The sequence below is a fragment of the Demequina sp. NBRC 110051 genome (genome assembly GCF_002090055.1).
In the GTDB taxonomy this organism is placed as follows: Bacteria; Actinomycetota; Actinomycetes; order Actinomycetales; family Demequinaceae; genus Demequina.
In genome coordinates, this window is the sequence record NZ_BBRH01000010.1 from 81,442 (window position 1) to 105,466 (window position 24,025).

Consider the following 24,025-nt stretch of genomic DNA (forward strand, 5'->3'; position numbering starts at 1 on the left):
GCTCTCCGCGTGTACTACGGGCTCTTTAAGCACGTCCTGATCGGCCCCCCGGTCAAGACGTACTACCGCCCTTGGTCTGAGGGGACCGAGAGCGTGCCGGAGACCGGGGGAGCCATCCTCGCGTCCAACCACCTGTCCTTCTCCGATTCGATCTTCCTGCCGCTCGTGCTGAAGCGGAAGGTCGTGTTCCTGGGCAAGGCCGAGTACTTCACAGGCAAGGGCCCCAAGGGCTGGGCGACGCGTGCCTTCATGGAGGGCTCGGGCGTCATCCCCGTTCACCGTGGGGGCGGACGCGCCTCGGAGGCCGCCCTGCGCACAGGGCTTGAGGCGCTCCAGGGTGGCGAGCTGCTCGGCATCTATCCCGAGGGCACCCGTAGCCCCGACGGACGCCTGTACCGAGGCAAGACCGGCGTGGCACGCATGGCCATCGAGGCGCGCGTCCCGATCATCCCTGTCGCGATGATCGACACCCACATCGCGCAGCCCATCGGCCAGAAGGTTCCCAGCCGCCACCCCATCGGCGTACGCATCGGTGAACCCATCCACATTTCCGCCTACGCCGGCCGTCAGGACGACCGCGAGGCGCTGAGGGAACTCACCGATTCGGTGATGACCGCCATCCAGGAGTTGTCCGGTCAGGAGTATGTCGACCGTGACGCCGCGCAGTACAAGCACCAGCTGGAGCGGGAGGCGAGGAGCCGCGGCTCCGAGCCCGACGCATCGGCCCCCTAGAATATTCACGCAACCCACACATCCCACGAAAGGTCTGCCATGTCGGTCCGCCGTGTCGCCCTGCTCACCGCGGGTGGTTTCGCCCCCTGCCTGTCCTCCGCCGTCGGAGGCCTGATCGAGCGCTATACCGAGATCTCGCCCGAGGTGGAGATCATCGCCTACCAGCACGGCTACTGGGGCCTTCTGCAGGGCAAGTATGTGGAGATCACGGACACCGTCCGCCAGAAGGCGGGGCTGCTGCACGAGTTCGGCGGCTCGCCCATCGGTAACTCGCGCGTGAAGCTCACCAACTACGAGGACTGCTTCAATCGCGGACTCGTTGGCGAGGGTGAGGACCCGCTGAAGGTCGCCGCCGAGCAGCTGAAGGCCGACGGCGTCGACGTCCTGCACACCATCGGTGGCGACGACACCAACACGACCGCCGCCGACCTCGCCGCGTACCTTCACCAGAACGACTACGAGCTCACCGTCGTGGGTCTGCCCAAGACCATCGACAACGACGTGGTGCCCATCAAGCAGTCGCTCGGCGCCTGGTCCGCCGCGGAGCAGGCCAGCGAGTTCGCGCAGAACATCATCGGCGAGCACCGCTCGGGCCCGCGCATGCTCATCATCCACGAGGTCATGGGCCGCGCCTGTGGCTGGCTCACGGCCGCCGCGGGCATGAAGTACCGCCAGTGGCTCGACACCCAGGAGTGGCTGCCCGAGATCGGCCTGTCCAAGGAGCGCTGGGACATCCACGCCCTGTACGTGCCGGAGCAGAAGCTCGACATCGACGCCGAGGCCACCCGACTCAAGGCGATCATGGACGAGGTCGGCAACGTCAACATCTTCCTGTCGGAGGGTGCGGGCGTGCCCGAGATCATCGCGGAGATCGAAGCCTCCGGCGGCACCGTGGAGAAGGACCCCTTCGGCCACGTGAAGCTGGACACCATCAACCCCGGTCAGTGGTTCGCGAAGCAGTTCGCGGAGAAGCTGGGTGCCGAGAAGGTCATGGTCCAGAAGTCGGGCTACTTCTCGCGCGCCGCGAAGGCCAACCCCGAGGACCTGCGCCTCATCAAGTCGATGACCGACCTCGCCGTCGAGTGCGCCCTGCGTGGCGAGCCCGGCGTCATCGGTCACGACGAGGAGGACGGCGGACGCCTCAAGGCCATCGAGTTCCCGCGCATCGCCGGTCACAAGCCGTTCGACACCACCACCGAGTGGTACACCGAGCTGCTGACCGACATCGGCCAGGGGTGAACGCATGAGTGAGGCAGCCCTCGCGGCCGCCGGCGTCGACTCGTACCGCGCCCTCGAGGCGAAGCAGCAGCCCACCTGGCCCGACCGTGACGCGCTCGACGCAGTCACGGGACGGCTCAGTGAGCTGCCCCCGCTGGTGTTCGCCGGTGAGGCCGATGTGCTGCGTGAGCAGCTGGCCGCCGCGAGCAGGGGAGAGGCCTTCGTCCTCATGGGTGGCGACTGCGCCGAGATCTTCTCGGAGGCGACCGCCGACCGGATCCGCAACAAGATCAAGACCATCCTGCAGATGGCCGTCATCCTTACCTACGGCGCCTCGACGCCCGTGGTGAAGATTGGCCGTATGGCGGGGCAGTACGCCAAGCCGCGCTCCTCGGACTCGGAGACGCGCGACGGCGTGACGCTGCCCGCCTACCGCGGCGACATCGTCAACAGCCACGCGTTTACCGAGGAGTCGCGGGTGCCTAACCCGCAGCGCCTGCTCGACGCGTATCACGTGTCGGCATCGACGCTGAACCTGATCCGCGCGTTTACGCACGGCGGTTTTGCGGACCTGCGCTCGGTGCACGCCTGGAACAAGGGCTTCGCCGCGAACCCTGCCTACGCCAAGTACGACCAGATGGCCGCGCAGATCGACCGCGCGGTGCGCTTCATGGCGGCCGCCGGCGGCGACTTCGATGCGCTGAAGACGGTAGACCTGTTCGCGAGCCACGAGGCGCTGCTGCTCGACTACGAGCGGGCGCTGACGCGCATCGACTCACGCTCGGGCGACGCGTACGACTGCTCGGGCCACTTCCTGTGGATCGGGGAGCGCACCCGCGAGTTGGACGGCGCACACGTTGAGTTCATGTCGCGGATCAACAACCCGATCGGCGTGAAGCTCGGACCCACGGCGACCGGTGCCGACGCTATCGCGTTGGCGGAGCGTCTCAACCCCGACAACACGCCCGGACGCCTCACCTTCGTGGCCCGCATGGGCGCGAAGAACGTCCGGGAGGCGCTGCCGCCCATCGTCGAGGCGGTGCGCGATGCCGGCATCAACGTCACGTGGCTCACGGACCCGATGCACGGCAACACCTTCACGTCGGAGTCGGGCTACAAGACCCGCGAGTTCGACACCATCCTGGATGAGGTCACGGGCTTCTTCGAGGTCCACCGTGCGCTCGGTACCGTTCCCGGCGGCCTCCACGTGGAGCTCACCGGCGACGACGTGACCGAGGTCATGGGCGGTACGGAGGAGATTGACGACGAGGGTCTCGCGGCTCGCTACGAGACCAAGGTCGACCCCCGCCTGAACCACCAGCAGTCGCTGGAGATGGCGTTCCTCGTCTCGGAGCTGCTGAGCCAGGCCTAGCACACGACACAGCGAAACGGCCGATGCCATGGTGACCATGGCATCGGCCGTTTCGCTTGTCTGGTGTCAGTACTCGAGGTAGACCTCGGTGCCGCGCTCGACCTGTGCGTTGGGAGCGGGGTCCATGTTGAAGACCACGGTGGAGAAGTTCCATGGGTTGTCGTCGCCAGTCACAGTGAGGTACTGGCTCTCCAACACCGCCTTCGCGTCCTCGAAGCTCATGCCGCGGACGTCCTCGACCGTGACGAGCGGCAGCCCCTCAGAGACCGTGATGCTCATGTCTTGGGTACGGAAGCCGTCCGAGCTCGGTGCGGCCGACTGAGCGTAGACCTCGCCGGTGTCGACATCCTCGGTGCGCCCGTACTCGATCGTCGGCTCGATCCCGTACTCGGCAAGAGCGGCGACGGCGGCGTTCTCGGTCATGCCGGTGAGGTCGGGGATGACGATGGGCTCGGGGCCGTCGGAGACGGTGAGCGTCACGGTGGCGTCGTGCCGGATGGTTTCTCCGGCGCCGGGCGTCATGCTCATCACCTCGCCAGCGGGGATGGCGTCGTCGTACTCGGTACGCGTATCGCCGAGCGTGAAGCCCGCCTCGGTGATGGCCTCTTCCGCGGTCTCCTGATCGGAGCCCACGACGTCCGGAACCTCGGTCATGCGTGGGCCGTCGGAGACGGTCATCAGGATCTCGGCGCCGTTGAGGGCGCGCGCATTGGTGCCCGGATCGGTCTCGATCACGATGCCCTCGGCGACCACGTCGTCGTTCGCGTATTCCGTCTCGACCGTGAAGCCCTGGCTCTCGAGGGCAAGCTCGGCCTGCTCGGCCGTCTGGCCGGTGACGTCGGTGACGGTCGTGTACGCGCCCGGGCCGATGGCCTGGTACCACCACAGTCCCAGCGAGCCGAGCACGACGACCGCCGCGATGATCGCGCCTATCCACCAGCCCGCGCGGTGGCGCGTGCGGGTGGGCTCGGAGGCCTCGGGGTCGTCGTCGGGAAGGTCGCTGGCGACCGTCAGCGCAGGGGCTTGGCCATCGAGCCCGATCGGCAGCGCGATGGTCGCGCCGGCGGGGGACTCCTCCAGCACCGTGGTGTGGTCGTGTTCGGTGTCGATCTCGCCATCGCCCGAGGGACGGGCGGCGCGCCGGTCCAACGTCGGATCGTCGATGGTGGCGCGGGTCTCCCGCACGGCGGCGAGAGCCTCCGCACCATCGACAGGGCGGGCGGAGGCGTCGCGTGCGGACAGACAAGCGACGAGGTCGTCGATCTCCGTCGGCAGCCACGGCACGATCGCGGAGGGCGCGGGGACGTCCTCGTGGACGTGGCGCGAGGCGACGGCGATCGCGGTCTCGCCCGTGAAGGGCTGACGCCCGGTGAGCATCTCGTACAGCAGGATGCCCACCGAGTAGACGTCCGCGCGCGCATCGGCTGACGCCTCGGTAATCACCTCGGGCGCGAGGTACGCGACGGTGCCTAGCAGCGTGCCGGTCGCGGTCGAGGTCACCTCGGTGACCGCGCGTGCCAGCCCAAAGTCGGTGAGCTTGGGCCCGCCCTCCTCGTCGATGAGGACGTTCTCGGGCTTCACGTCGCGGTGAACCAGGTCCGCCCGGTGTGCGGCGGACAAGGCGTCCAGGACTCGTTCCGTGATGCCGAGGGCCTCGCCGACCGTCAGGGGTCCCTCGTGCGTCATGCGCTGGCGGAGATTCTCGCCGCCCACGTATTCCATGGTCAGGTAGGACACCGAGCCGTCCACGCCCTGGTCGTAGACGCGAACCATGCCAGGGTGGGTGAGCCGCGCGGCGGCCTTCGCCTCGCGCCGAAAGCGCGCGACGAAGTCGGCCTCGGTCGCGTCGGCAGCCAGGTGCGGGTGCATGACCTTCAGCGCGACGTCGCGCTCAAGGCGGCGATCGAACGCGACGTATACGGTCGCCATGCCGCCTGCGGCGACGCGCTCACGGACCTCGTAGCGGCCGTCGATGACGCGGCCGAGCAGGGGATCGGTGAGGGTCTCTGACACGGTCACATTGTAGGCAGGGCCCGCGCGTGCTCGGTGGTGGCCGCGCGGTGCGCCGCGTGCCTTACGCGAACCTCTTCATGTGGGCCTTGACCGATGCCACGTACTGCTTGGTGTCCGCGTACATCCCGTACTTGGCTACGCCGCGTTCGCCCTGGTAGTACCCGGCAATGGCGATGTCGAGGTCGCGGCCGCCGCGCGTGAGGTGCTTGAGAATCGCCACGCCGGCCTCGACGTTGTCGACCGGGTTGAGGAGGTTCAAATCGCGCCCCACCAGGTCCGATGCCCACTGGCCGGAGCTGGGGATGACCTGCATCACGCCGATGGCGTTCGCGGGGGAGACGGCGCGCATGTTGAAGCCCGACTCCTGGTACGCGACGGCCTGTGCCAGCGCGGGGTCGACGCCGTAGCGCTTGGCCGCGGCGACGACCATGGACTGCATGTCGGCGCGGCTTGGCACCGAGATGGCGTTGAGTGTCGCCTTGTTCTGGTTGGCGGCGCCCACGGTGCCGGCGGCATACGTGCGGCCCGCGAAGGAATCGCCCACGAGCCCGCTCGCGACGGCGCCGAAGGAGTCGAGGTTTTCGGCCGTCGCGAGGGTGACGGTGTTCGAGACGAGGGTCGCCTTCCCGGCGCCAGGAATGGTGAGGGCCTGGCCGATGCGGATCATGGCGCTCGAACCCAGCGAGTTGGCCTTCACGATCGCGCTCACCGTGGTGCCGTACTTCACGGCGAGTCCCGAGACCGTGTCGCCCGAGGCGACCTTGTGGGTGGCCGATGCCGTGGTCACCTTCGGAGACGACGTCGTGGTGGACGGCGTGGTCGACGAGGCCGGAGCTGTCGATGAGGCGGTGCCGGGGATCGTGAGGGCCTGGCCGATGCGGATCATGGCGTTCGAGCCCAGAGAGTTGGCCTTCACGATCGCGCTCACCGTGGTGCCGTACTTCACGGCGAGTCCCGAGACCGTGTCGCCCGAGGCGACCTTGTGGGTGGCCGATGCCGTGGTCGCCTTCGCGGGGGACACGGTGGAGGCGGTGGCGGTCGACGCCTTGGCGGCGCCCGGGATCGTCAGCGACTGGCCGATGCGGATCATGGCGCTCGAGCCCAGCGAGTTGGCCTTCACGATCGCGCTGACCGTGGTGCCGTAGCGCTGCGCGAGAGCCCACACGGTCTCGCCCGTCGATACCGTGTGCTTCGCGGAGGTGGTCACCGTGGGGGCGGCGGAGGTCTTCGAGGACGTCGAGGCCGTCACCGAAGGAATCGTCAGCGTCTGTCCCGCATAGATGCGGGCGCGCGAGTCAAGGCTGTTGGCGTCGACGATGCGCTGGACGGAGGTGCCGTACTTCACGGCGAGGGCGGAGACGGTGTCGCCCGGGTTCACGCGGTGCTCGTCGGCGGCGACGGCAGGGATGGCCCCCGTGGCGGTGATCGCGAAGGCGGTTCCGGCGGCGACGGCGGCTCCCGCCGCGCGCTTGAGATGGTCTTGGCGTCCCACGATCGACTCCTCCTGAGGCGGATGTGCCCCATGTGACAGTTGTGACAAAAGTGACTGTAGTTCACGGTGGGACGCGCGGCAAGACGCTGTGACCGTTCCGGCGGCCCGCATGGGGCGCCCGGTTCTATACGCTGGTGGCGTGAGCGAAGAGATGTCCTGGCTGGCCGTGCCCGATTTTGCCGACGCCCTCGGGGTGACGGCCTCCGATGTGCGCGACATGATCCGCACCGGCGGAGTCGTCGCGGTGCGCCGCGGAGAGAACAACGCGTGGTACCTCCCCGCAGACTTCATCGAGGAGTCCGACGGTCGTGCCCGCGTCCTGCCCACCCTCCCGGGCACGCTCACGCTGCTGCGGGATATGGCGTTCTCCGACGGGGAGATCGTCGCGTGGCTCACGGCCTTCAACGAGGAGCTCGGCGCCTCACCGCTCGCCGCGCTGCGCGAGGGGCGCCGTGCCCCCGTGCGCCGCGCCGCTCAGACGCTGCTGTAGGAGGCATGCCGCGCAGGCAGTACCTACCTACGCGACGCGGTCGACGACGGTCGTGATGAGGTCGTCCAGGAGCCGAGTGCCCTGGGGATCGAGGTCGCGCGCGGCGAGCGCGCCACGCGCGGAACTCGTCAGGCTCTCGATGCGCCGCTCGGCGGCGTCGAGAGCGCCCGTCGCGACGACCGCGTCGACCGCGGCAGCGACCTCGGTGTCCGTCGCCTCGCGCCGGCCCATCGTGGAGGCAAGCGCGGTACGGGTCGCGTCGCCGCCGTGGCGCCAGGCATGCCACACCAGCGCGGTGCGCTTTCCTTCACGGATGTCGTCGCCCGCTGGCTTGCCGGTGGTTGCGGGCGTGCCCACCAGGCCCAGGATGTCGTCGCGCAACTGGAATGCAATCCCCAGGTCGCGGCCGGCTGCTTGCAGCGCACCCATCGATGCGGGGTCGGCGCCCGCCACGGCCGCGCCGAGGGCAAGCGGATACTCGGCGGAGTAGGAGGCGGTCTTGGCGCGCATCACGGTCTCGATGTCGTCTCCCTGATCGCCCAGGCTCGACAAAGGCTGGGCTGCGGCTCTCATGTCCGCGTACTGCCCGGCGGTGACCAGGTCCGTCATATCGGAGAAGAAGGCCGCCAGTTGTTCGCCGCGAGCGCCCAGGCGGGCGCACGCGCGGCCGACGGCGCGCTGACACGCCATCAGCGCCAGGTCGCCCGCGAGGACCGCGCCAGCGGCGCCGAACTCATCGGAGCTGCCGTCCCAGCCACGCTCGGCATGAAGGTGCGCGATCGCACGATGGGCCGCAGGCCCGCCGCGGCGGGTATCGGAACCGTCCAGCACGTCGTCGTGGATGAGCGCCGCCGTTTGGAAAAACTCAAGCGCCGCCGCGAGGGACACCGCAGCCTCCTCCTCGACGCCACGGTGTGCACGGTGCGAGGCGAGCAGCAACAGCGCTCGTAGGCGCTTGCCGCCATTCGCGTACCGCTTCAGTGGCGTCAGCATCTCCGTCGCCGCAGGCACGGTCTCCGTGACCGGACCCGATAGTGCCGCCAGCACGGAGGCGATCTCATGGTCGGTGCGGTCGCGCCAAAGAACGAGGGGAGAGGTCACGGCGCCAGCCTAGAGCCCCGTCCCCAGACGCCACGCCGCGCGCTCCCTGTCCACAGATGGACCCCACGTGGCCCGCGTGGAGGTCACCGCCTGCACGGTGGTCCCATGACGACATCGACTATTCGCAACCCGGGCGACCTCATCGCCGCTCTCCCCGCCATGCTGGGCGAGGAGCCGCATGACGCCGTCATCGTGCTGGGCACAGCCAAGGACGGCGAGGTCCTTGCCGCGGTGAAGGTCGATCGCGTCGACCTGTGCGTGCCTGAGCTGTCGCCAGACACGGGAGCGGCGCTCGCCCGCGATCTGGCGTTCGCCGGCGCGGACCGTGCGATCGTGGTCAGTTGGAGCGACCTTGCGCCCGGGGCCGGATGTCCCGCGCTCGACGAGATCATGCCTTGCCTCAGACTCGAAGGGATCGACGCGCATGCCTGGGTGACGGATGGGAATCACTATTGGGCCGGGCTGTGCATGGACCCAGACTGTTGCCCGCCCGACGAGCGTCCCGCGCCCCAGGTCGCACCCGTGCCTCGTGGCCCGCGCGTGACCGTGGACGGGTGGCGCGGAAATGTGGTCCATGATCGCGCCGTCCAGGTCACGGGCAACGACAAGCGTCGCGCCAGCCGTGCCGCTGACCGCTGGAGTCACCACCGCGACGATGACCGTGACGCCTGGTGTCGCCAGGGATGGAGCGAGCTCGAGGCGACCGTCGACGGTGAGGCGGAGCCGCCCATCTGGGGGCGCTGCATCGCCGCCGCCCAGGACGTGCGCGTGAGGGACGCCGTGATCGTGATGTGGCTAGGCGGGAGTCCGTCCGTGATCTGGGACGTGCTCGAAGGCCGCGCAAGTAGGGGAGTGCATGCGGTCATGGAGGGCGCGCTGCGGCCGGGATCTGCGACGCTCCCCGAGCCTGGGGTGTGTGTGGCAGCGCTCGAGTGGACCTCACAGGCGATGGCGTATGCCCGTCTGCGCGAGCGCGCCGTCTTCCATGCACTGCGTGCCGTCGTGATGTGGTGGAGCGACGACCTCGCCGCTGCCCGCCGTGAGGCGATGCGTGCGCTCGGATGCGATGATGGGTACACGCTCGCGATGTTGCTGATCGACATGTGTGACCTGGGTCTGCGACCGGGCTGGCGACGCGGGGCCGATGGCCGTCCCTCGGCGCCGTAGTCGGTCGAGAAAACGCCGTCGACAGGGAACGGATCGCATGGAATCGTCGTTATACTTGAATGGATTTGCGCGACACGCTCGGAGCTTTCGGACTTCCCTCATCGGACGAGGGGGCCGGTACGCGCAAGCCCATCACGACGACCACGTCAGCACCTGCGACCCTCCCCGTGACATCGCAGGGGCACTCCCGACGTAAGGAGAAGGCCACGACTACCGCAGCCACGTCCACCACCCGCAAGAACGCGAAGGCGTCGACCGCGAAGGCCAGCACCAAGGCCAACGAGGCGACGACCGAGGAGGCTGACGAGACCACCGCCACGGCGACGACCAAGAAGGCGCCCGCTCGCCGCACCGCGGCGAAGAAGGCCCCGGCCAAGAAGGCCGCCGCAACGCCCGACGTCGACGACGAGGCCGCCACCGAGCCCGAGGGCGACGAGGCCGATGCCAAGGACGCTGGTAAGGACGAGCCGGAGGACGACTCGCGCGGCTTCGTGCTCGGCAATGCCGACGACGACGCCCCCGTGCAGCAGGTGATGACGGCCGGTGCCACCGCCGACCCTGTCAAGGACTACCTCAAGCAGATCGGTAAGGTCGCGCTGCTGAACGCCGAGCAGGAGGTGGACCTCGCCAAGCGCATCGAGGCCGGCCTGTTCGCCGAGGAGAAGCTCGCCAGCGGCGAGAAGATCGCGCCCAAGATGCGCACCGAACTGCAGTGGATCGCGAACGACGGCCGTCACGCCAAGAACCACCTGCTCGAGGCCAACCTTCGTCTGGTGGTGTCGCTCGCCAAGCGCTACACCGGTCGCGGCATGCTGTTCCTGGACCTCATCCAGGAAGGCAACCTGGGCCTCATCCGTGCGGTCGAGAAGTTCGACTACACCAAGGGCTACAAGTTCTCGACGTACGCGACGTGGTGGATCCGCCAGGCGATCACCCGCGCCATGGCCGACCAGGCCCGCACCATTCGTATTCCCGTCCACATGGTCGAGGTCATCAACAAGCTCGCCCGCGTGCAGCGCCAGATGCTTCAGGACCTGGGTCGCGAACCCACTCCCGAGGAGCTGGCCGCCGAGCTCGACATGACGCCCGAAAAGGTCGTCGAGGTCCAGAAGTATGGTCGCGAGCCCATCTCGCTGCACACTCCGCTCGGCGAGGACGGCGACAGTGAGTTCGGTGACCTCATCGAGGACTCTGAGGCCGTGGTCCCGGCCGATGCCGTGGGCTTCACCCTCCTCCAGGAGGAGCTCAGCAAGGTCATGGACACCTTGTCCGAGCGCGAGGCGGGCGTGGTCGGTATGCGGTTCGGCCTCACTGACGGCCAGCCCAAGACGCTCGACGAGATCGGCCGCGTGTTCGGTGTCACCCGCGAGCGCATCCGTCAGATCGAGTCCAAGACCATGTCGAAGCTGCGTCACCCGTCGCGCTCGCAGGTCCTGCGCGACTACTTGGACTAAGCACCGGGCCTTCATCCGACAGGCGCCCCACCCCGTAAGGGTCGGGCGCCTGTCGCATGTCTGGGGCGCTGTGATGCACGGGGCAGAGCGTGCTACGCGATAGCATCGACGCCGAGCCTTTCAGGGAGGAAGCCTTCACATGGATGCCTTGCGTTACACGCTGCTGGTCCTGCACTTCATCGGCCTCGCGGCGATCCTCGGCCCGTTCCTCGACCAGCTTCGCTCCGACACCAAGCGCATCACGCAGACCATGGTCTGGGGTGCTCGCGCGCAGCTTCTGACGGGACTTCTCCTCGTGGGTGTGGCCGAGATGAACGACTTTGACGTCGATCACGCGAAGATCGGCGTCAAGCTGGTGGTGGCGCTGGCCGTTGCCGGGCTGGCCGAGGTCGGTGGCAAGAAGACAAAGGTGGCGCTTGCCGGCGACGGCAACCTCGCGTCCGTGCGGACCTTCTGGTGGCTCGTGGGCGCACTGACGGTGGTCAACATCATCGTCGCCGTCTCCTGGCGCTGACATGGCACAGACGCGCGAGGCCACGCCGGCCGATGCGGCCGAGATTGTCCACCTTGGCGCCCTCATGTATAAGGCGGTGGGTGCCAAGCCCACGCCCACCTGGGCGGTGGACGCGACGCGCTTAGTGCGCGACCGGCTGGGCAAAGACCTCATCGGCATCGTGATCGACGCGCCGGAGGGCGGGCTCGCCTGTTGCGGGCTCGTCAACATCGCGCCTCGCCTGCCGAAGCCGGGCGCCAACTCCCATCACATGGGCTACATCCAGTGGGTCTCGACCGCGCCGCAGCACCAGCGCAAGGGTTACGGGCGCGCCGTGATGGAGGCGCTGCTCATTGAGACCGATGCGCGAGGCATCGAGGTCGTCGAGCTTCACGCCACCCCCATGGGCAAGCCCCTCTACGAGGACCTCGACTTCTGGGTGAAGTCCGACAACATCGCGATGATGACGGTCCGCGGACGTGCCGACGTGCCGGACACCAGGGGCGAAGGGCTTTAGTCCGGCTGCTCCTCGTCAGGGCCGATGCGGTGGTCGCGTCGGAAGTCGAAGGCAGCGAAGGGTGCGGCGAAGGCGACGGCGGCCGCGATTCCCGCGGCCCACATCACCGCGAGGTCGTGCGGCTCGCCCTCGGCGCGTCCCGCCGCAATCCATCCCAGGCCCCACGCCATGGCGAGCCCCGTCGCCATCGCGAGGGCCGGTCGCCAGCGCAGCCTCACCGCGATGACGGCGGCGAGCACCGCGACCACGGCGAGGGCGGCGATCGCCCACACCGTGCCGTCGGCGGCATCGGCCCCGAGGGCATCACGACCGCCCGCCGTGACGTTGGCTACCGTCGCGACGGCGGACCACCCCAGGTACAGGCCCACCGTGATCTCGGTGGCCGCGAGGTCGAGAGGGTTGGACGCGGGTACGGCCGTCAGGCGCGCGGCGACGAGCCCCAGGACCGCGACCAGCGTCGCGATGACCAGCACCGAGAGCCACAGCCAGCCAGCCTGCACCACTCCGATCCACACGGCATTGAGCACCATCGACGCGAGCACCCACCACGACACCGCGCGCATGCGAGCGTCGGTCGCACGCGAGGGCAACAGCTGCACGACGGCGAAGACCAGGAGCGCGGTGTAGATCGCCGACCAGATGCCGAAGGCGGGAGAGTCGGGGGCGAGAAGCGTGGCATCGGCGGAGAGCGCGCCGCCGGCAGCCTCGGCGATCGGGGTACCGCCGAAGGCTCCCGAGCCCCAGGCGGCGCCGAGCATGGCGAGCACCGCGCCCAGGGCCACGGTCCACTGACGGACGCGGTCGGCGGCGGTGGCGGTCGGTGTCACGGTGGTGGTCATGGTGCCTCCTTGGTGACCACAACGCAGGCCGGCGGTCAAGAAATCCCGGCCTTGGCATCGGCCGTCTGGAAGCCGATAGCGGTGCGCCTGTACGGAGGTGTCGGTGTCGCCGTCTACCCTTGTCGCCGTGGCAGCATCCGACTATTCCGCACGACACCTGTCCGTCCTCGAGGGCCTCGAGGCGGTGCGCAAGCGCCCGGGCATGTACATCGGCACCACGGACTCGCGTGGCCTGATGCACTGCCTGTGGGAGGTCATCGACAACTCGGTGGATGAGGCCCTGGGCGGTTTCGGCGACACCATCGAGGTCATCTTGTACCCCGATGACTCGGTCGAGGTGCGCGACCACGGCCGCGGCATCCCCGTCGACATCGAGCCCAAGACGGGCCTCACCGGCCTCGAGGTCGTCATGACCAAGCTGCATGCGGGCGGCAAGTTTGGAGGGTCCTCGTACGCGGCCTCGGGCGGCCTGCACGGTGTGGGCGCCTCCGTCGTGAACGCGTTGAGCGAGCGACTGGACGTGTGGGTGGACCGCGGTGGCCAGACCCACCACATGGCGTTCAGGCGTGGCGAGCCGGGCCAGTGGGCCGACGGCCCCGGCCACCCCACGCCCGCATCGACGTTCGCGCCGTTCACCACCGGCTCGGAGATCGACATCACGGGCAAGGTCGCGAAGGCGAAGACCGGCACCCGCATCCGGTACTGGGCCGACCGCCAGATCTTCAACAAGAACGCCCGCTTCACCTACGAGGACCTGCTGACCCGCGCGCGCCAGACCGCATTCCTGGTGCCCGGCCTCACGCTGACCATCCGCGACGAGCGCAACCCCGAGGACCCCCACGAGGAGTCGTTCCGCTACGACGGCGGCGCCAAGGACTTCGTCGACTTTGTGGCAACCGACGCGGGCATTACGGACACGTGGGAGCTGCAGGGGTCGGGCTCCTACAAGGAGACCGTGCCGGTGCTGAAGCCCGACGGCACGCTGGTGTCCGAAGAGGTCGAGCGCGACTGCCAGGTCGACATCGCCCTGCGCTGGGGCGTGGGCTACGAGACCGAGGTGCGCTCGTTCGTCAACATCATCTCCACCCCTAAGGGCGGCACGCACCAGGCGGGCTTCGAGGCCGGCCTGACCAAGGTGCTGCGCAAGGTCATCGAGACCAACGCCAGGCGCCTGAAGCTGACCGGTAAGGACGGCGCGGAGCGCATCGAGAAGGACGACATCATGGCGGGGTTGACCGCCATCGTCACGGTGCGGATCCCCGAGCCTCAGTTCGAGGGCCAGACCAAGGAGGTGCTCGGCACTACGCCCGTGCGCGCCATCGTCTCCAAGGTCGTCGAGACCGAACTGGGCGCGCTGCTGACAAGCCCCAAGCGGGACGCGAAGCAGCAGGCGAACTCGGTACTGGAGAAGATCGTGGCGGAGATGCGCGCCCGTGTTGCGGCGCGCAAGCAGAAGGAAATTTCGCGGCGCAAGAACGCACTCGAGACGTCGTCGCTGCCCGCCAAGCTTGCAGACTGCCGCTCGAACGACGTGGAGCAGTCCGAGTTGTTCATCGTCGAGGGCGACTCGGCGCTGGGAACGGCCAAGCTCGCTCGCCGTTCGGACTTCCAGGCGCTGTTCCCCATTCGCGGCAAGATCCTCAACGTGCAGAAGGCGTCCGTGACGGACATGCTGCACAACGCCGAGTGCGCCGCCATCATCCAGGTGCTCGGTGCGGGCTCTGGCCGCACCTTCGACCTCGAGGCTGCGCGCTACGGCAAGATCATCCTGATGACGGACGCCGATGTCGACGGCGCGCACATCCGCACGCTCCTCTTGACGCTGTTCTTCCGCTACATGCGGCCCCTGATCGACGCGGGGCGCGTCTACGCCGCCGTGCCGCCGCTGCACCGCATCGAGGTCAAGGGGTCGCCGCGACGCGAGAAGGAGTACATCTACACGTACTCCGAGAAGGAACTCGCGAGTACGCTGGCCGACCTGCGCCGCAAGGGCCGTAAGTACAACGAGGACATCCAGCGCTACAAGGGCCTGGGAGAGATGGACGCGGACCAGCTCGCGGAGACCACGATGGACCCCGAGCACCGCACCCTGCGCCGGGTCACGGCGGAGCACGCCGAGGCGGCCGAGCGCGTCTTCGAGCTCCTGATGGGCAACGACGTGGGACCGCGCCGTGACTTCATCATCGCTGGAGCCGCGAAGCTCGACATGGCGCAGATCGACGCGTAAGACGCCCCGCGCGGCGTGCTGTCACGCGCGCGCTTGCGAGAGAGCACGCATGCGGACGCCGCGCCGGCGTGCGAGGGTGGGAGCCATGGCGACTCCCTTGTACCTCCGGCGAGACGCGGGACTTCCCGACATGGGACGTTCGGGCGCTGGTCCGCGTGCCATCAACGGCGCCGATGTCGACGCGATCATGGCGTGTGCGGACCTCGCAGCCCTGGCGGAGATGAAGGGCTACGCCCGCTCATACTTCGCGATGAGCGGGCTCATCGTGATGGCCGCTGGCATGAGTGTGGGCGCGGCGCTGACCGGGCGCACGCGGGTGGCGGCGGCCGCAATCGGCGTGGCGACGGTCGCGGGGCTGGGTGTCATCGAGGCGCGCCGGCGGGCGCGTCAGTGGGAGGCGGCGATCGACGCGAGAGTGGCTCACATCGCACGCTGAGGCGCATTCATCAGGGCTGATGCTCCCCGCTCGACCCATCCGCACCGGGCGTGGGCCCGAAGGACCCTGTGGAGAGACCTTGCGGATCTGTCGACAGGGACGTTGACGCGGGCTTTCCGTCAAGGACGAGCAGATCGCTCGTCCGCAACGGAAGGAGCACGACATGCGTATTCTTCGATCCACCTTGGTGGCCGCGGGAGCGGCCACGATGATCGGCCTCGGAGCGACCGGCGCTGCCGCCGCGGATGGCTATAACGCCACGCTCGATGAGATCAACGACTCGGGCGCGGAATCCACGGCCATGGTGACCGTCGACGGCACCACCGTGCGCGTCGAGATCGAGGGCACGGGTTTTGCGCCCAACGCCCCTCACGCTCAGCACCTCCACGGTGCCTCGGATGCCGAGTTCACGTGTCCCACGCCCGCGGACGTCGAGGAGCTCGATGAGGATGGCGACGGCATGCTCAACACCGCCGAGGCGGCTGTCATGTACGGCGGCGTCATGATCTCGCTGACGACCGAGGGGGACACCTCGGGAGACTCGGCGCTTGCCGTCGATCGTTTCCCGGTCGCCGACGCGGACGGCAACCTGGAGTACAGCCGCACCTTCGAAGTGTCTCAGGACGTCGCCGACTCGCTGAGCAACCTTCACCTGGTGCAGCACGGCATCGACCTGGACGGCTCGGGCGAGTACGACGGCGACGCTGTGTCATCGCTCGACGACTCGCTGCCGCTCGAGGCCACGATCCCGGCGACCTGTGGAGCCTTCGGTGAGTCGCAGTCCGCGGCGCCGATGGGCGGCGTGCAGACCGGTGACGCCGGCGCCGACACCACCACCGCCGTGCTCGCTGGCGGTGTGGCCCTCACGGCCGGCGCCATCGGCGCGGGCGTCTTGATCAGCGGCCGCCGTCGCGCGCAGCAGTAATCCCTGGATGTCCGGCGGGGTGGGCACGCCCCACCCCGCCGGGCGCACCTGCGCCGGAGCCCCCCAACCGAAAGGACCCCCATGAGCCCGACCCGTATCGGCACCGCTGTCGCCGCGATCGCTGTGGCGCTCGCCATGGGCTACGTCGCCGTTGATGCCTGGCGCGTGGAGGCGCCGCCAGCTGTCGTTGCGGGGACCTCTCCGCATGCTTCCGTGGACGAGCGCGCCGTTCCGGAGGTCACCGCCGGCACTCCTGACGCCGCGCCGAGCGTTGCTGCCGAACCGCCCGTCGTGGTCGCCGATGCGGGCATCCCGTCTCGCCTGACCGTGCCCGCTATCGGTGTGGACACGTCGCTCGAACAGCTGGGCCTCGAGGCGGACGGCGCCTTAGCCACACCCGTCGACACCGACCTCGCGGGATGGTTCGAGGGTGGGCCGAGGCCAGGCGCGGTCGGCCCCGCCGTCATCGCGGGGCATGTCTCCTGGAACGGTGACCCGTCGGTGTTCTTCCGCCTCGGAGAACTGGTGGCGGGCGACCGCATCACCGTCGAGGGTGACAACGGGACGGAGGCCACGTTCGCGGTGACGCGTGTCGAACAGCACGCGAAGGACGACTTCCCCACGGTGTCCGTCTATGCGAACACGTCGTCCCCAGAGCTGCGACTCATCACCTGTGGGGGTGAGTTTGATCGCGGCACCGGGCACTTCGACGACAACGTCATCGTCTTCGCCGAACTGGTCGAGACCGCGTGACGAAGCCCCACGAGTGCGGATGCCGCCTTGTGGGCTCGTAGGACCTCTCACCCGTGCCGCGCCCTGAGTGCCTGCCACAATGGCTCACGTGAGCGACGAGACGGAACCCCCCGAGGAGACTCAGGTGCGCTCGATCGACGAGATCGAGGAGTCCCTCGAGCCCGTCACCCTGATAGAGCAGTCACGAGTCACGCTCCGCGTGGGTCGCATGATGCTCGCCGCGGGCACCGCGAGTTACCGAGTCAAGCAAGCGATGGCCGACGTCTCGGCCGCGCTCGGAGTTCACGAGCACAGCAACCACGTGTCGCTGACCGAGATCTCCGCCACCTCCCATCGTGGACGTATCTTCCGCACCGAGGTCACCGAGAACCGGTCCTTCGCGGTCAACGTCGACCGACTGGCCCACCTGGACCGGCTGCGTCGCACGCTGCCCGAACGCACCACGCCCGCCGAGGTGCACCGAGCGCTCGACGAGATCGAGGGCAGGGGAGCGCTGTACCCGGGAGTAGTCAATGGCGCGGTGGCAGGCCTCGCGTGCGCCGCGTTCGCGGTGCTTAACGGCGCGGTGCCGTGGGAAGTCGCGGTCGTGTTCATGGCGGCCTTCCTGGGCCAGACCACGCGCCGTGTGCTCGCCCACCGGCACTTCAACGGATTCGGCGTCACGATGGTGGCCGGCGCCGTCGCGACCGGCCTGTACTCGCTCGGGGTGGCCGTCGCATCGGCCATCGGGGGAGACGACGCGAGCGTGACCCTGCACGCCGCCGGCTACATCTCGTCGGTGCTGTTCCTCCTGCCCGGCTTTGCGCTTATTACGGGCGCGCTGGACATGGCCAAGAATGACATCCAATCGGGGATCCAGCGCATCGCCTACGGCACCATGATCGTCCTCGCGGCGGGCGTCAGCGTGTGGGCGGTGTCCCAACTGACGGTGCTGGAGACCGCCCCGCGGAGCGGGGAACACGGGTCGATCGCGGTGGATGTCGCGCTGTGGGCCGTGCCGTCGCTGTGTGGCGTTCTGGGATTCGCGTTGATGTTTAACAGCCCCTGGCGCCTGGCCCTCACGGCCGCGCTGATCGGGGCGCTGGCCAACACTGGCCGCCTGTGGGCGATCGATGCGGGACTCGAAACCCAGATCGCCACCGCACTCGCGTGCCTCGTGGTGGGCTGCCTCGCGGCGTGGGCGGCACGCGGGGGCCGGTTCCCGGTGATCACCCTGTCCGTGCCCGCCGTGTTGGTCATGATCCCTGGTGTCCCGGCGCATGAGGCGCTCGTGTCGCTGAACAGCGGCGACTACGCGGCGGCGACGGCAGGCATCCTCGAGGTGAGCCTCATCATGCTGTCGATCATGGTGGGGCTGGTCGCTGCCAAGCTCGTCACCGATCGGGAGTGGTCGTTCGCGGCTTAGGCGAGGGCCATCGCGGCGATCCCGGCAGCGCATGGCCCCTGATCAAGACCAAGGTTCACCCACGAGATTGTAAAAACACCGGGGGGTGCCGCTAGTCTCGGCCATGTGACTGAGAACTCGTTGACCCCGGCAGAGCGCAACCTTGCGCGCCACGACGTTCCCGATCCGCTCCGCGATGACGTGCGGCTCCTTGGCGGCCTGTTGGGCCGCGTTCTTCAGGAGTCGGGCGGCGAGGAGCTTCTCGCCGACGTCGAGAAGTTGCGCGAGCTGACGATCCGCGCCCACGACATGGCGGGTGACGATGGCCAGGCCGCGCTCAGGGAGGCGGAGGCTCTTGTCGAGTCCTTCTCGCTGGAGCGGGCCGAGCAGGTCGCTCGCGCCTTCACGTGCTACTTCCACCTGGCGAACCTGGCGGAGGAGCATCACCGCGTGCGAGTGCTGCGCCAGCGCCGCGCATCGGCGTTGACGGAGGACGACACGCTGTCGGCCGCGTTCGCGCAGCTCGCCGAGGAGGTGGGCCGGGACGAGGCGCTGCGCCGTGTCCAGGCGATGGAATTCCGTCCGGTCCTCACCGCGCACCCCACCGAGGCGCGTCGCCGCGCCGTGTCGGGGGCGATCCGTCGCATCTCGACGCTGCTGGACCGCCGCGACAACGACGATGTGGGCGGCACCACCGGAGCAGAAAACGAGCGCGCGCTGCTTGCCGAGATCGACGGACTGTGGCGCACGTCGCTCATTCGTGCCCAGAAGCCCACCGTGCTGGACGAGGTGCGCTCCGCGCTCGCCGTCGTCGAATCCACCATGTTCGACACGTTCCCCCGTGTCTACCGGCGCCTGGACGACTACCTGCTCGGGGACGATGCCGGACGCACCGAGCCGCTCGTGCGGCCCTTCGTGTCGCTCGGCTCGTGGATCGGTGGCGACCGTGACGGCAACCCCAACGTCACCGCGGAAATCACCCGTGCGGCGGCGGGACTTGCCGCCGAGCATGCGCTGACGGCGCTGCAGAAGTCGTCGCTTACCGTGGCTCGCTCGCTCACCCTGGACGACGCGACCACGCCGGCGTCCGATGCGCTCCTCGCGCTGCGCCAGCGCCAGTCGCAGCTCGACGGCGCCCTCAGCACCGAGGCCGACAACGAGTCGCCCCACGAGCCGCACCGCGCGGCCATGCTGTTCGTGGCCTCACGCGTCGCCGCGACACAGGCACGTAACGCCGATCTGCAGTACGCGAACCCCGAGGCACTCGTCGCGGACCTGATCGTCGTGCAGGAGTCGCTCGTCGCCGCGGGCGCGAGCCGGGCCGCCTACGGTCAGCTCCAGCAGCTGATCTGGCAGGTGCGGACGTTCGGCTTCCACCTTGCCGAGCTCGAGGTACGCCAGCACTCGCAGGTGCACGAGGAGGCTCTGGCGGACATCGAGGCCAACGGCGTCCACGGTGACCTGCAGCCCCGTACGCGCGAGGTGCTCGACACCTTCCGCGCCATCGGCGCTGTCCAGCAGCGCTACGGCATTCGCGCCGCGCGGCGCTACATCGTGTCCTTCACGCAGGCACCCGAGCACCTGGCGGCGGTGTACCAGCTAGCGGCACACGCCTTCGGCGACGGCGACGCGCCCGTCATCGACGCGATTCCGCTGTTCGAGACCTTCGACGACCTCGAAAACTCGGTCGACATCCTCGAGGCCATCCTCGACAACCCGAACGTCCAAAAGCGGCTCGCCGAGAACGGGCGCCGTGTCGAGGTCATGCTGGGCTACTCGGACTCGTCGAAGGACGTCGGACCGGTCTCCGCGACCCTCGCGCTCCATTCGGCGCAGCAGCGGATCGCCGAGTGGGCTGAGCGTCACGACATCGTCCTCACCCTGTTCCATGGCCGCGGCGGCGCGCTGGGTCGTGGCGGTGGCCCCGCCAACCGTGCGGTGATGGCTCAGCCCGCGGGATCGGTCGACGGTCGCTTTAAGCTCACCGAGCAGGGCGAGGTCATCCTTGCCCGGTACGGCGAGCCCACCATTGCCGAACGTCACATCGAGGAGGTTGCCGCGGCCACGCTGCTGCAGGCGTCCCCGAGCGTCGAGAAGAGCAACACCGAGGCGACGGCCGCGTTCACGGAGCTCGCCGCACGTCTGGACGAGACCTCGCGCCACCGCTTCCACGAGCTCGTGAAGGCGGACGGCTTCCCGCAGTGGTTCGCTCAGGTGACACCGCTCGAGGAGCTGGGCCTGCTGCCCATCGGCTCGCGCCCCGCGAAGCGAGGGCTGTCCGTCAACTCGCTCGACGACCTCCGCGCCATCCCGTGGGTGTTCTCCTGGAGCCAAGCGCGTATCAACCTCGCCGGGTGGTACGGCCTGGGCACCGCGCTCGCCGAGTATGGCGACCTCGCCGAACTGCGCCGCGCCTACGCCGAGTGGCCGCTGTTCACCACGCTGCTCGACAACATCGAGATGTCGCTGGCCAAGACCGACGAGCTGCTCGCGAGCCGCTACCTCGCCCTGGGAGACCGCGACGACCTCGCGCAGATGGTGCTCGATGAAATGGCACTCACCCGCGAGTGGGTGCTCAATGTCACTGGTTCGGATCGCCCCCTTGCCAAGCGTCGTGTCCTGGGCCGCGCCGTCCAGCTGCGCGCGCCTTACGTCGACGCGCTGTCGCTGATCCAGGTGCGCGCCCTCGGGGCGCTGCGCGGCGGACTCGACGACGACGCCACGGTGGACGCGGTGCGCAAGGTGCTGCTGCTCACGGTCAACGGAGTCTCCGCGGGAGTGCAGAACACCGGTTGAGTTCGGTCGGCGCCGCACGGGTCGCGGCGCCGGCTCACGCCGCACGAGGTGGCGCAGATGGGGACATCTGCGCCACCTCGCGGCGTTTCGTGGCGCGCGTGAGGGCATGCGCGCCTCAGGGGCAGGGGCGGGTCACACTCAGACCCGCCCCCTGGGTGCTTTAGCCGATGCCCGTGACCGGGGTCGGGAGCGCCGTACCCGAGCCGTCGCGCCGTCCGTGATCCTCGGGCAGCGCGACCTCCTGGCCGGCGCCCGACGTCGCCTTGGCGGGGGCCGAGCCCACCCAGGCAATCTGGAGCGAGTCTTCGCCCTTAAGGAACCGGTGGGCGCGCACGCCACTGGTCGCGCGACCCTTCGCGGGGTACTCGCTGAAGGCCGTCACCTTCGCGGAGCCAGGCACGGTGCCAGGAAGCGCGGTGGACGAGCCGGAGACGGTGACCACCACCGCGTCGTGGGCGTTGCGCACCACACCGAAGAACACGACCTTGACGCCGTCATCCAGGTTGATGCCGGCCACGCCGCCACCGGAGCGACCCTGGGCGCGCACCTTGTCCGCCGCGAAGCGCAACAGGGCAGCCTGGTCGGAGACGAACACCAGCTCGGAGCTGTCGGGTGCGGGTGCGGCGCCGACCAGGCGGTCGCCGTCGCGCAGCGAGATGACCTCCCAGGCGTCCTTATTCGGAGCCGGCTCCGGCTTGACCCGCTTGACCACGCCATCGGCCGTTCCGAGCGCGAGCGGCACGTCGGAATCGAGCGACACCAACGCGATCGGCTCCTCACCCTTGTCAAGCGTCAGGTGCTCCGCCAGGGGAGAGCCGCCGCCCAGCGACGGCGGCTCGCTCGTGGGCGCCAGCGCGGACAGCTCCATCATCGACAGGCGCAGCACACGACCGGCGGAGGTCACCACGCCAATATCCGCACGCGTCGACGTGTGGAGGACCGAGCGCAGCACGTCATGCGAGCTACGACGTCCCTCACGCGCCGGGGCCTCGTCGTCAGTCGTGCGAGCGACCAGGCCGGTGGTCGACAGCAGCGCGTAGCAGGGGGTGTCCTCGATCTCGAGCGACGCGGGGGCCGCCTTGCCTGCGCGGCCGGTGCCCGCGCCAGGGGCGGCGAGCGCGGCCGCGGACGTGACCGCCCCTGCCTCGGCCAACAGGATCGTGCGGCGAGGCGTACCGTGCTCGGCGGCAGCGGCGTCCATCTCGGCACCCACGACGGCACGCAGCGCACGGTCCGAGCCGAGGATCTCTTCGAGTTCCGCGATCTCGGCGAGCAGTTGTGCCTTCTCGTTCTCGAGCTCGAGGCGCGAGAACTTGGTGAGGCGACGTAGGCGCAGCTCGAGGATGTATTCGGCCTGGATCTCCGACAGGTCGAAGGCGGTCATGAGGCGCTCGCGCGCCTCCGCGGTGTCCTCGGACGAGCGGATGATCTGGATGACGTCGTCGATGTCGAGGATCGCGATCAGCAGGCCGTCGACGAGGTGGAGGCGGTCGCGGCGGGCCTGGAGGCGGTGCTCCGAACGGCGACGGGTGACGTCCAGGCGGTGGCCCACCCAGACCTGCAGCATCTCCTTGAGGCCCATGGTGCGCGGCTGTCCCTCGACGAGCGCGAGATTGTTCATCGAGAACGACTCTTCGAGCGGGGTGAGCTTGTACAGGCGCTCAAGCACGGCATCGGGATTGAAGCCGTTCTTGATCTCGATGACCAGGCGCAGGCCGTGGTGGCGATCCGTGAGGTCTGTGACGGCGGTGATGCCCTGGAGCTTCTTCGCGGAAACCGCGTCCTTGATCTTTTCGATCACGCGCTCGGGTCCCACCAGGTAGGGAAGCTCGGTGACGACGATGCCCTGGCGGCGGGCGGTGACCTTCTCGACGCGGGTCGTGGCGCGGGTGATGAACTTGCCGCGGCCGGTCTCGTAGGCCTCGCGCACGCCCTCGAGGCCCACGATCTTGCCGCCACCGGGAAGGTCGGGACCGGGGACGAACCGCATGAGCTCGTCGAGCCCCGCGGACGGGTTGTCCAGCAGGTGACGCGCGGCGGAGATGACCTCGATGAGGTTGTGGGGCGCCATGTTGGTCGCCATGCCCACGGCGATGCCGGACGCGCCGTTGACCAGGAGATTGGGTAGCGCAGCCGGGAGGACCTCGGGCTGCGTGAGCTTGTTGTCGTAGTTGGGGACACGGTCCACGACGTTCTCGTCGAGGTCCGCGACCATCGCCATCGACGCCTTGGCCAGGCGCGCCTCGGTGTAACGCGCGGCTGCGGGGCCGTCGTCGAGTGAACCGAAGTTGCCGTGACCGTCCACGAGCGGCAGGCGCAGCGAGAACGGCTGCGCCATGCGCACCAACGCGTCATAGATGGCGCTGTCGCCGTGCGGGTGGTACTTACCCATGACCTCGCCGACCACACGCGAGGACTTCACGTGACCTCGGTCGGGGCGCAGCCCCATGTCGCCCATCGCGTAGATGATGCGGCGCTGCACGGGCTTCAGTCCGTCGCGCGCGTCCGGCAGGGCGCGCGAATAGATCACCGAGTACGCATACTCGAGGAACGAGGTCTCCATCTCAGCGCTGACGTCGATGTCGACAATCTGGCTCTCGGGCGCGACGGCCATGG

General features: G+C 68.8%; 19 protein-coding genes. 14 read left to right on the top strand and 5 right to left on the bottom strand.

From position 1 onward, the window contains the following. Positions 1-9 precede the first annotated feature (9 nt). From B7K20_RS05125 to B7K20_RS05135, 3 genes are read left to right on the top strand one after another with little or no spacing between them, the layout of a single operon-like run. Positions 10-732 (top strand): 1-acyl-sn-glycerol-3-phosphate acyltransferase, encoded by a 723-nt coding sequence (locus B7K20_RS05125; RefSeq protein WP_084101236.1) that lies wholly within the window; start codon positions 10-12, stop codon positions 730-732. A 39-nt stretch (positions 733-771) separates the two neighbouring features. Then, positions 772-1,971 carry a pyrophosphate--fructose-6-phosphate 1-phosphotransferase gene (locus B7K20_RS05130; protein ID WP_084101238.1) on the top strand — a complete coding sequence of 400 codons (1,200 nt, stop codon included), beginning with the start codon at positions 772-774 and terminating at the stop codon, positions 1,969-1,971. Positions 1,972-1,975: 4 nt separating this feature from the next. Then, positions 1,976-3,322 carry a class II 3-deoxy-7-phosphoheptulonate synthase gene (locus tag B7K20_RS05135; protein ID WP_084101240.1) on the top strand — a complete coding sequence of 449 codons (1,347 nt, stop codon included), beginning with the start codon at positions 1,976-1,978 and terminating at the stop codon, positions 3,320-3,322. A gap of 66 nt (positions 3,323-3,388) precedes the next feature. Here B7K20_RS05135 and pknB read toward each other — a convergent pair whose 3' ends face one another. Together pknB and B7K20_RS13395 are read right to left on the bottom strand one after the other, a co-directional pair. Continuing rightward, positions 3,389-5,335 (bottom strand): Stk1 family PASTA domain-containing Ser/Thr kinase, encoded by a 1,947-nt coding sequence (pknB, locus tag B7K20_RS05140; RefSeq protein ID WP_084101242.1) that lies wholly within the window; start codon positions 5,333-5,335, stop codon positions 3,389-3,391. A gap of 61 nt (positions 5,336-5,396) precedes the next feature. Beyond that, on the bottom strand, positions 5,397-6,827 hold the full coding sequence (locus B7K20_RS13395; protein ID WP_159449331.1) for a lytic transglycosylase domain-containing protein: 1,431 nt from the start codon (positions 6,825-6,827) through the stop codon (positions 5,397-5,399). A 139-nt stretch (positions 6,828-6,966) separates the two neighbouring features. Here B7K20_RS13395 and B7K20_RS05150 point away from each other — a divergent pair, with 139 nt between their 5' ends. Further along, on the top strand, positions 6,967-7,317 hold the full coding sequence (locus tag B7K20_RS05150; protein WP_234985724.1) for an Rv2175c family DNA-binding protein: 351 nt from the start codon (positions 6,967-6,969) through the stop codon (positions 7,315-7,317). A 27-nt stretch (positions 7,318-7,344) separates the two neighbouring features. On the opposite strand, the gene B7K20_RS05155 is transcribed toward B7K20_RS05150, so the two are convergent. Next, a complete protein-coding gene (locus tag B7K20_RS05155) occupies positions 7,345-8,418 on the bottom strand; it encodes a polyprenyl synthetase family protein (protein ID WP_144018544.1) in 1,074 nt (357 codons plus the stop codon). Between the two features lie 105 nt (positions 8,419-8,523). Here B7K20_RS05155 and B7K20_RS05160 point away from each other — a divergent pair, with 105 nt between their 5' ends. The 4 genes from B7K20_RS05160 (at position 8,524) to B7K20_RS05175 (ending at position 12,049) form a co-directional block, all read left to right on the top strand. After that, positions 8,524-9,585 (top strand): DUF4192 family protein, encoded by a 1,062-nt coding sequence (locus B7K20_RS05160; protein ID WP_159449332.1) that lies wholly within the window; start codon positions 8,524-8,526, stop codon positions 9,583-9,585. Between the two features lie 59 nt (positions 9,586-9,644). Further along, positions 9,645-11,039, top strand: a complete 1,395-nt coding sequence (locus tag B7K20_RS05165) for an RNA polymerase sigma factor (protein ID WP_084101252.1) — start codon at positions 9,645-9,647, stop codon at positions 11,037-11,039. Positions 11,040-11,178: 139 nt separating this feature from the next. Beyond that, positions 11,179-11,553 carry a hypothetical protein gene (locus B7K20_RS05170; protein WP_084101254.1) on the top strand — a complete coding sequence of 125 codons (375 nt, stop codon included), beginning with the start codon at positions 11,179-11,181 and terminating at the stop codon, positions 11,551-11,553. A gap of 1 nt (position 11,554) precedes the next feature. After that, entirely contained in the window at positions 11,555-12,049 is a 495-nt protein-coding gene (locus B7K20_RS05175; RefSeq protein ID WP_084101256.1) for a GNAT family N-acetyltransferase, read from the top strand. Here the strand turns inward: B7K20_RS05175 and B7K20_RS05180 are convergent. Continuing rightward, positions 12,046-12,888 (bottom strand): tryptophan-rich sensory protein, encoded by an 843-nt coding sequence (locus tag B7K20_RS05180; RefSeq protein ID WP_200809026.1) that lies wholly within the window; start codon positions 12,886-12,888, stop codon positions 12,046-12,048. The genes B7K20_RS05175 and B7K20_RS05180 overlap by 4 nt on opposite strands. Before the next feature lie 127 nt (positions 12,889-13,015). Here B7K20_RS05180 and B7K20_RS05185 point away from each other — a divergent pair, with 127 nt between their 5' ends. The 6 genes from B7K20_RS05185 (at position 13,016) to B7K20_RS05210 (ending at position 21,409) form a co-directional block, all read left to right on the top strand. After that, positions 13,016-15,115: a type IIA DNA topoisomerase subunit B gene (locus B7K20_RS05185; RefSeq protein ID WP_144018545.1), complete on the top strand. Its 2,100-nt coding sequence runs from the start codon at positions 13,016-13,018 to the stop codon at positions 15,113-15,115. Positions 15,116-15,200: 85 nt separating this feature from the next. Continuing rightward, positions 15,201-15,551: a hypothetical protein gene (locus B7K20_RS05190; RefSeq protein WP_084101260.1), complete on the top strand. Its 351-nt coding sequence runs from the start codon at positions 15,201-15,203 to the stop codon at positions 15,549-15,551. Between the two features lie 163 nt (positions 15,552-15,714). Continuing rightward, a complete protein-coding gene (locus tag B7K20_RS05195) occupies positions 15,715-16,476 on the top strand; it encodes a hypothetical protein (RefSeq protein ID WP_144018546.1) in 762 nt (253 codons plus the stop codon). An 81-nt stretch (positions 16,477-16,557) separates the two neighbouring features. Then, positions 16,558-17,229: a class F sortase gene (locus tag B7K20_RS05200; protein WP_084101262.1), complete on the top strand. Its 672-nt coding sequence runs from the start codon at positions 16,558-16,560 to the stop codon at positions 17,227-17,229. An 88-nt stretch (positions 17,230-17,317) separates the two neighbouring features. After that, complete coding sequence (locus B7K20_RS05205; RefSeq protein ID WP_159449333.1) at positions 17,318-18,634, top strand: threonine/serine exporter ThrE family protein; 1,317 nt, start codon at positions 17,318-17,320, stop codon at positions 18,632-18,634. A 105-nt stretch (positions 18,635-18,739) separates the two neighbouring features. After that, on the top strand, positions 18,740-21,409 hold the full coding sequence (locus B7K20_RS05210; protein ID WP_234985725.1) for a phosphoenolpyruvate carboxylase: 2,670 nt from the start codon (positions 18,740-18,742) through the stop codon (positions 21,407-21,409). Positions 21,410-21,569: 160 nt separating this feature from the next. Here the strand turns inward: B7K20_RS05210 and B7K20_RS05215 are convergent, their stop codons facing one another. Beyond that, positions 21,570-24,023 carry a DNA topoisomerase (ATP-hydrolyzing) subunit A gene (locus B7K20_RS05215; protein ID WP_084101265.1) on the bottom strand — a complete coding sequence of 818 codons (2,454 nt, stop codon included), beginning with the start codon at positions 24,021-24,023 and terminating at the stop codon, positions 21,570-21,572. Positions 24,024-24,025 lie beyond the last annotated feature (2 nt).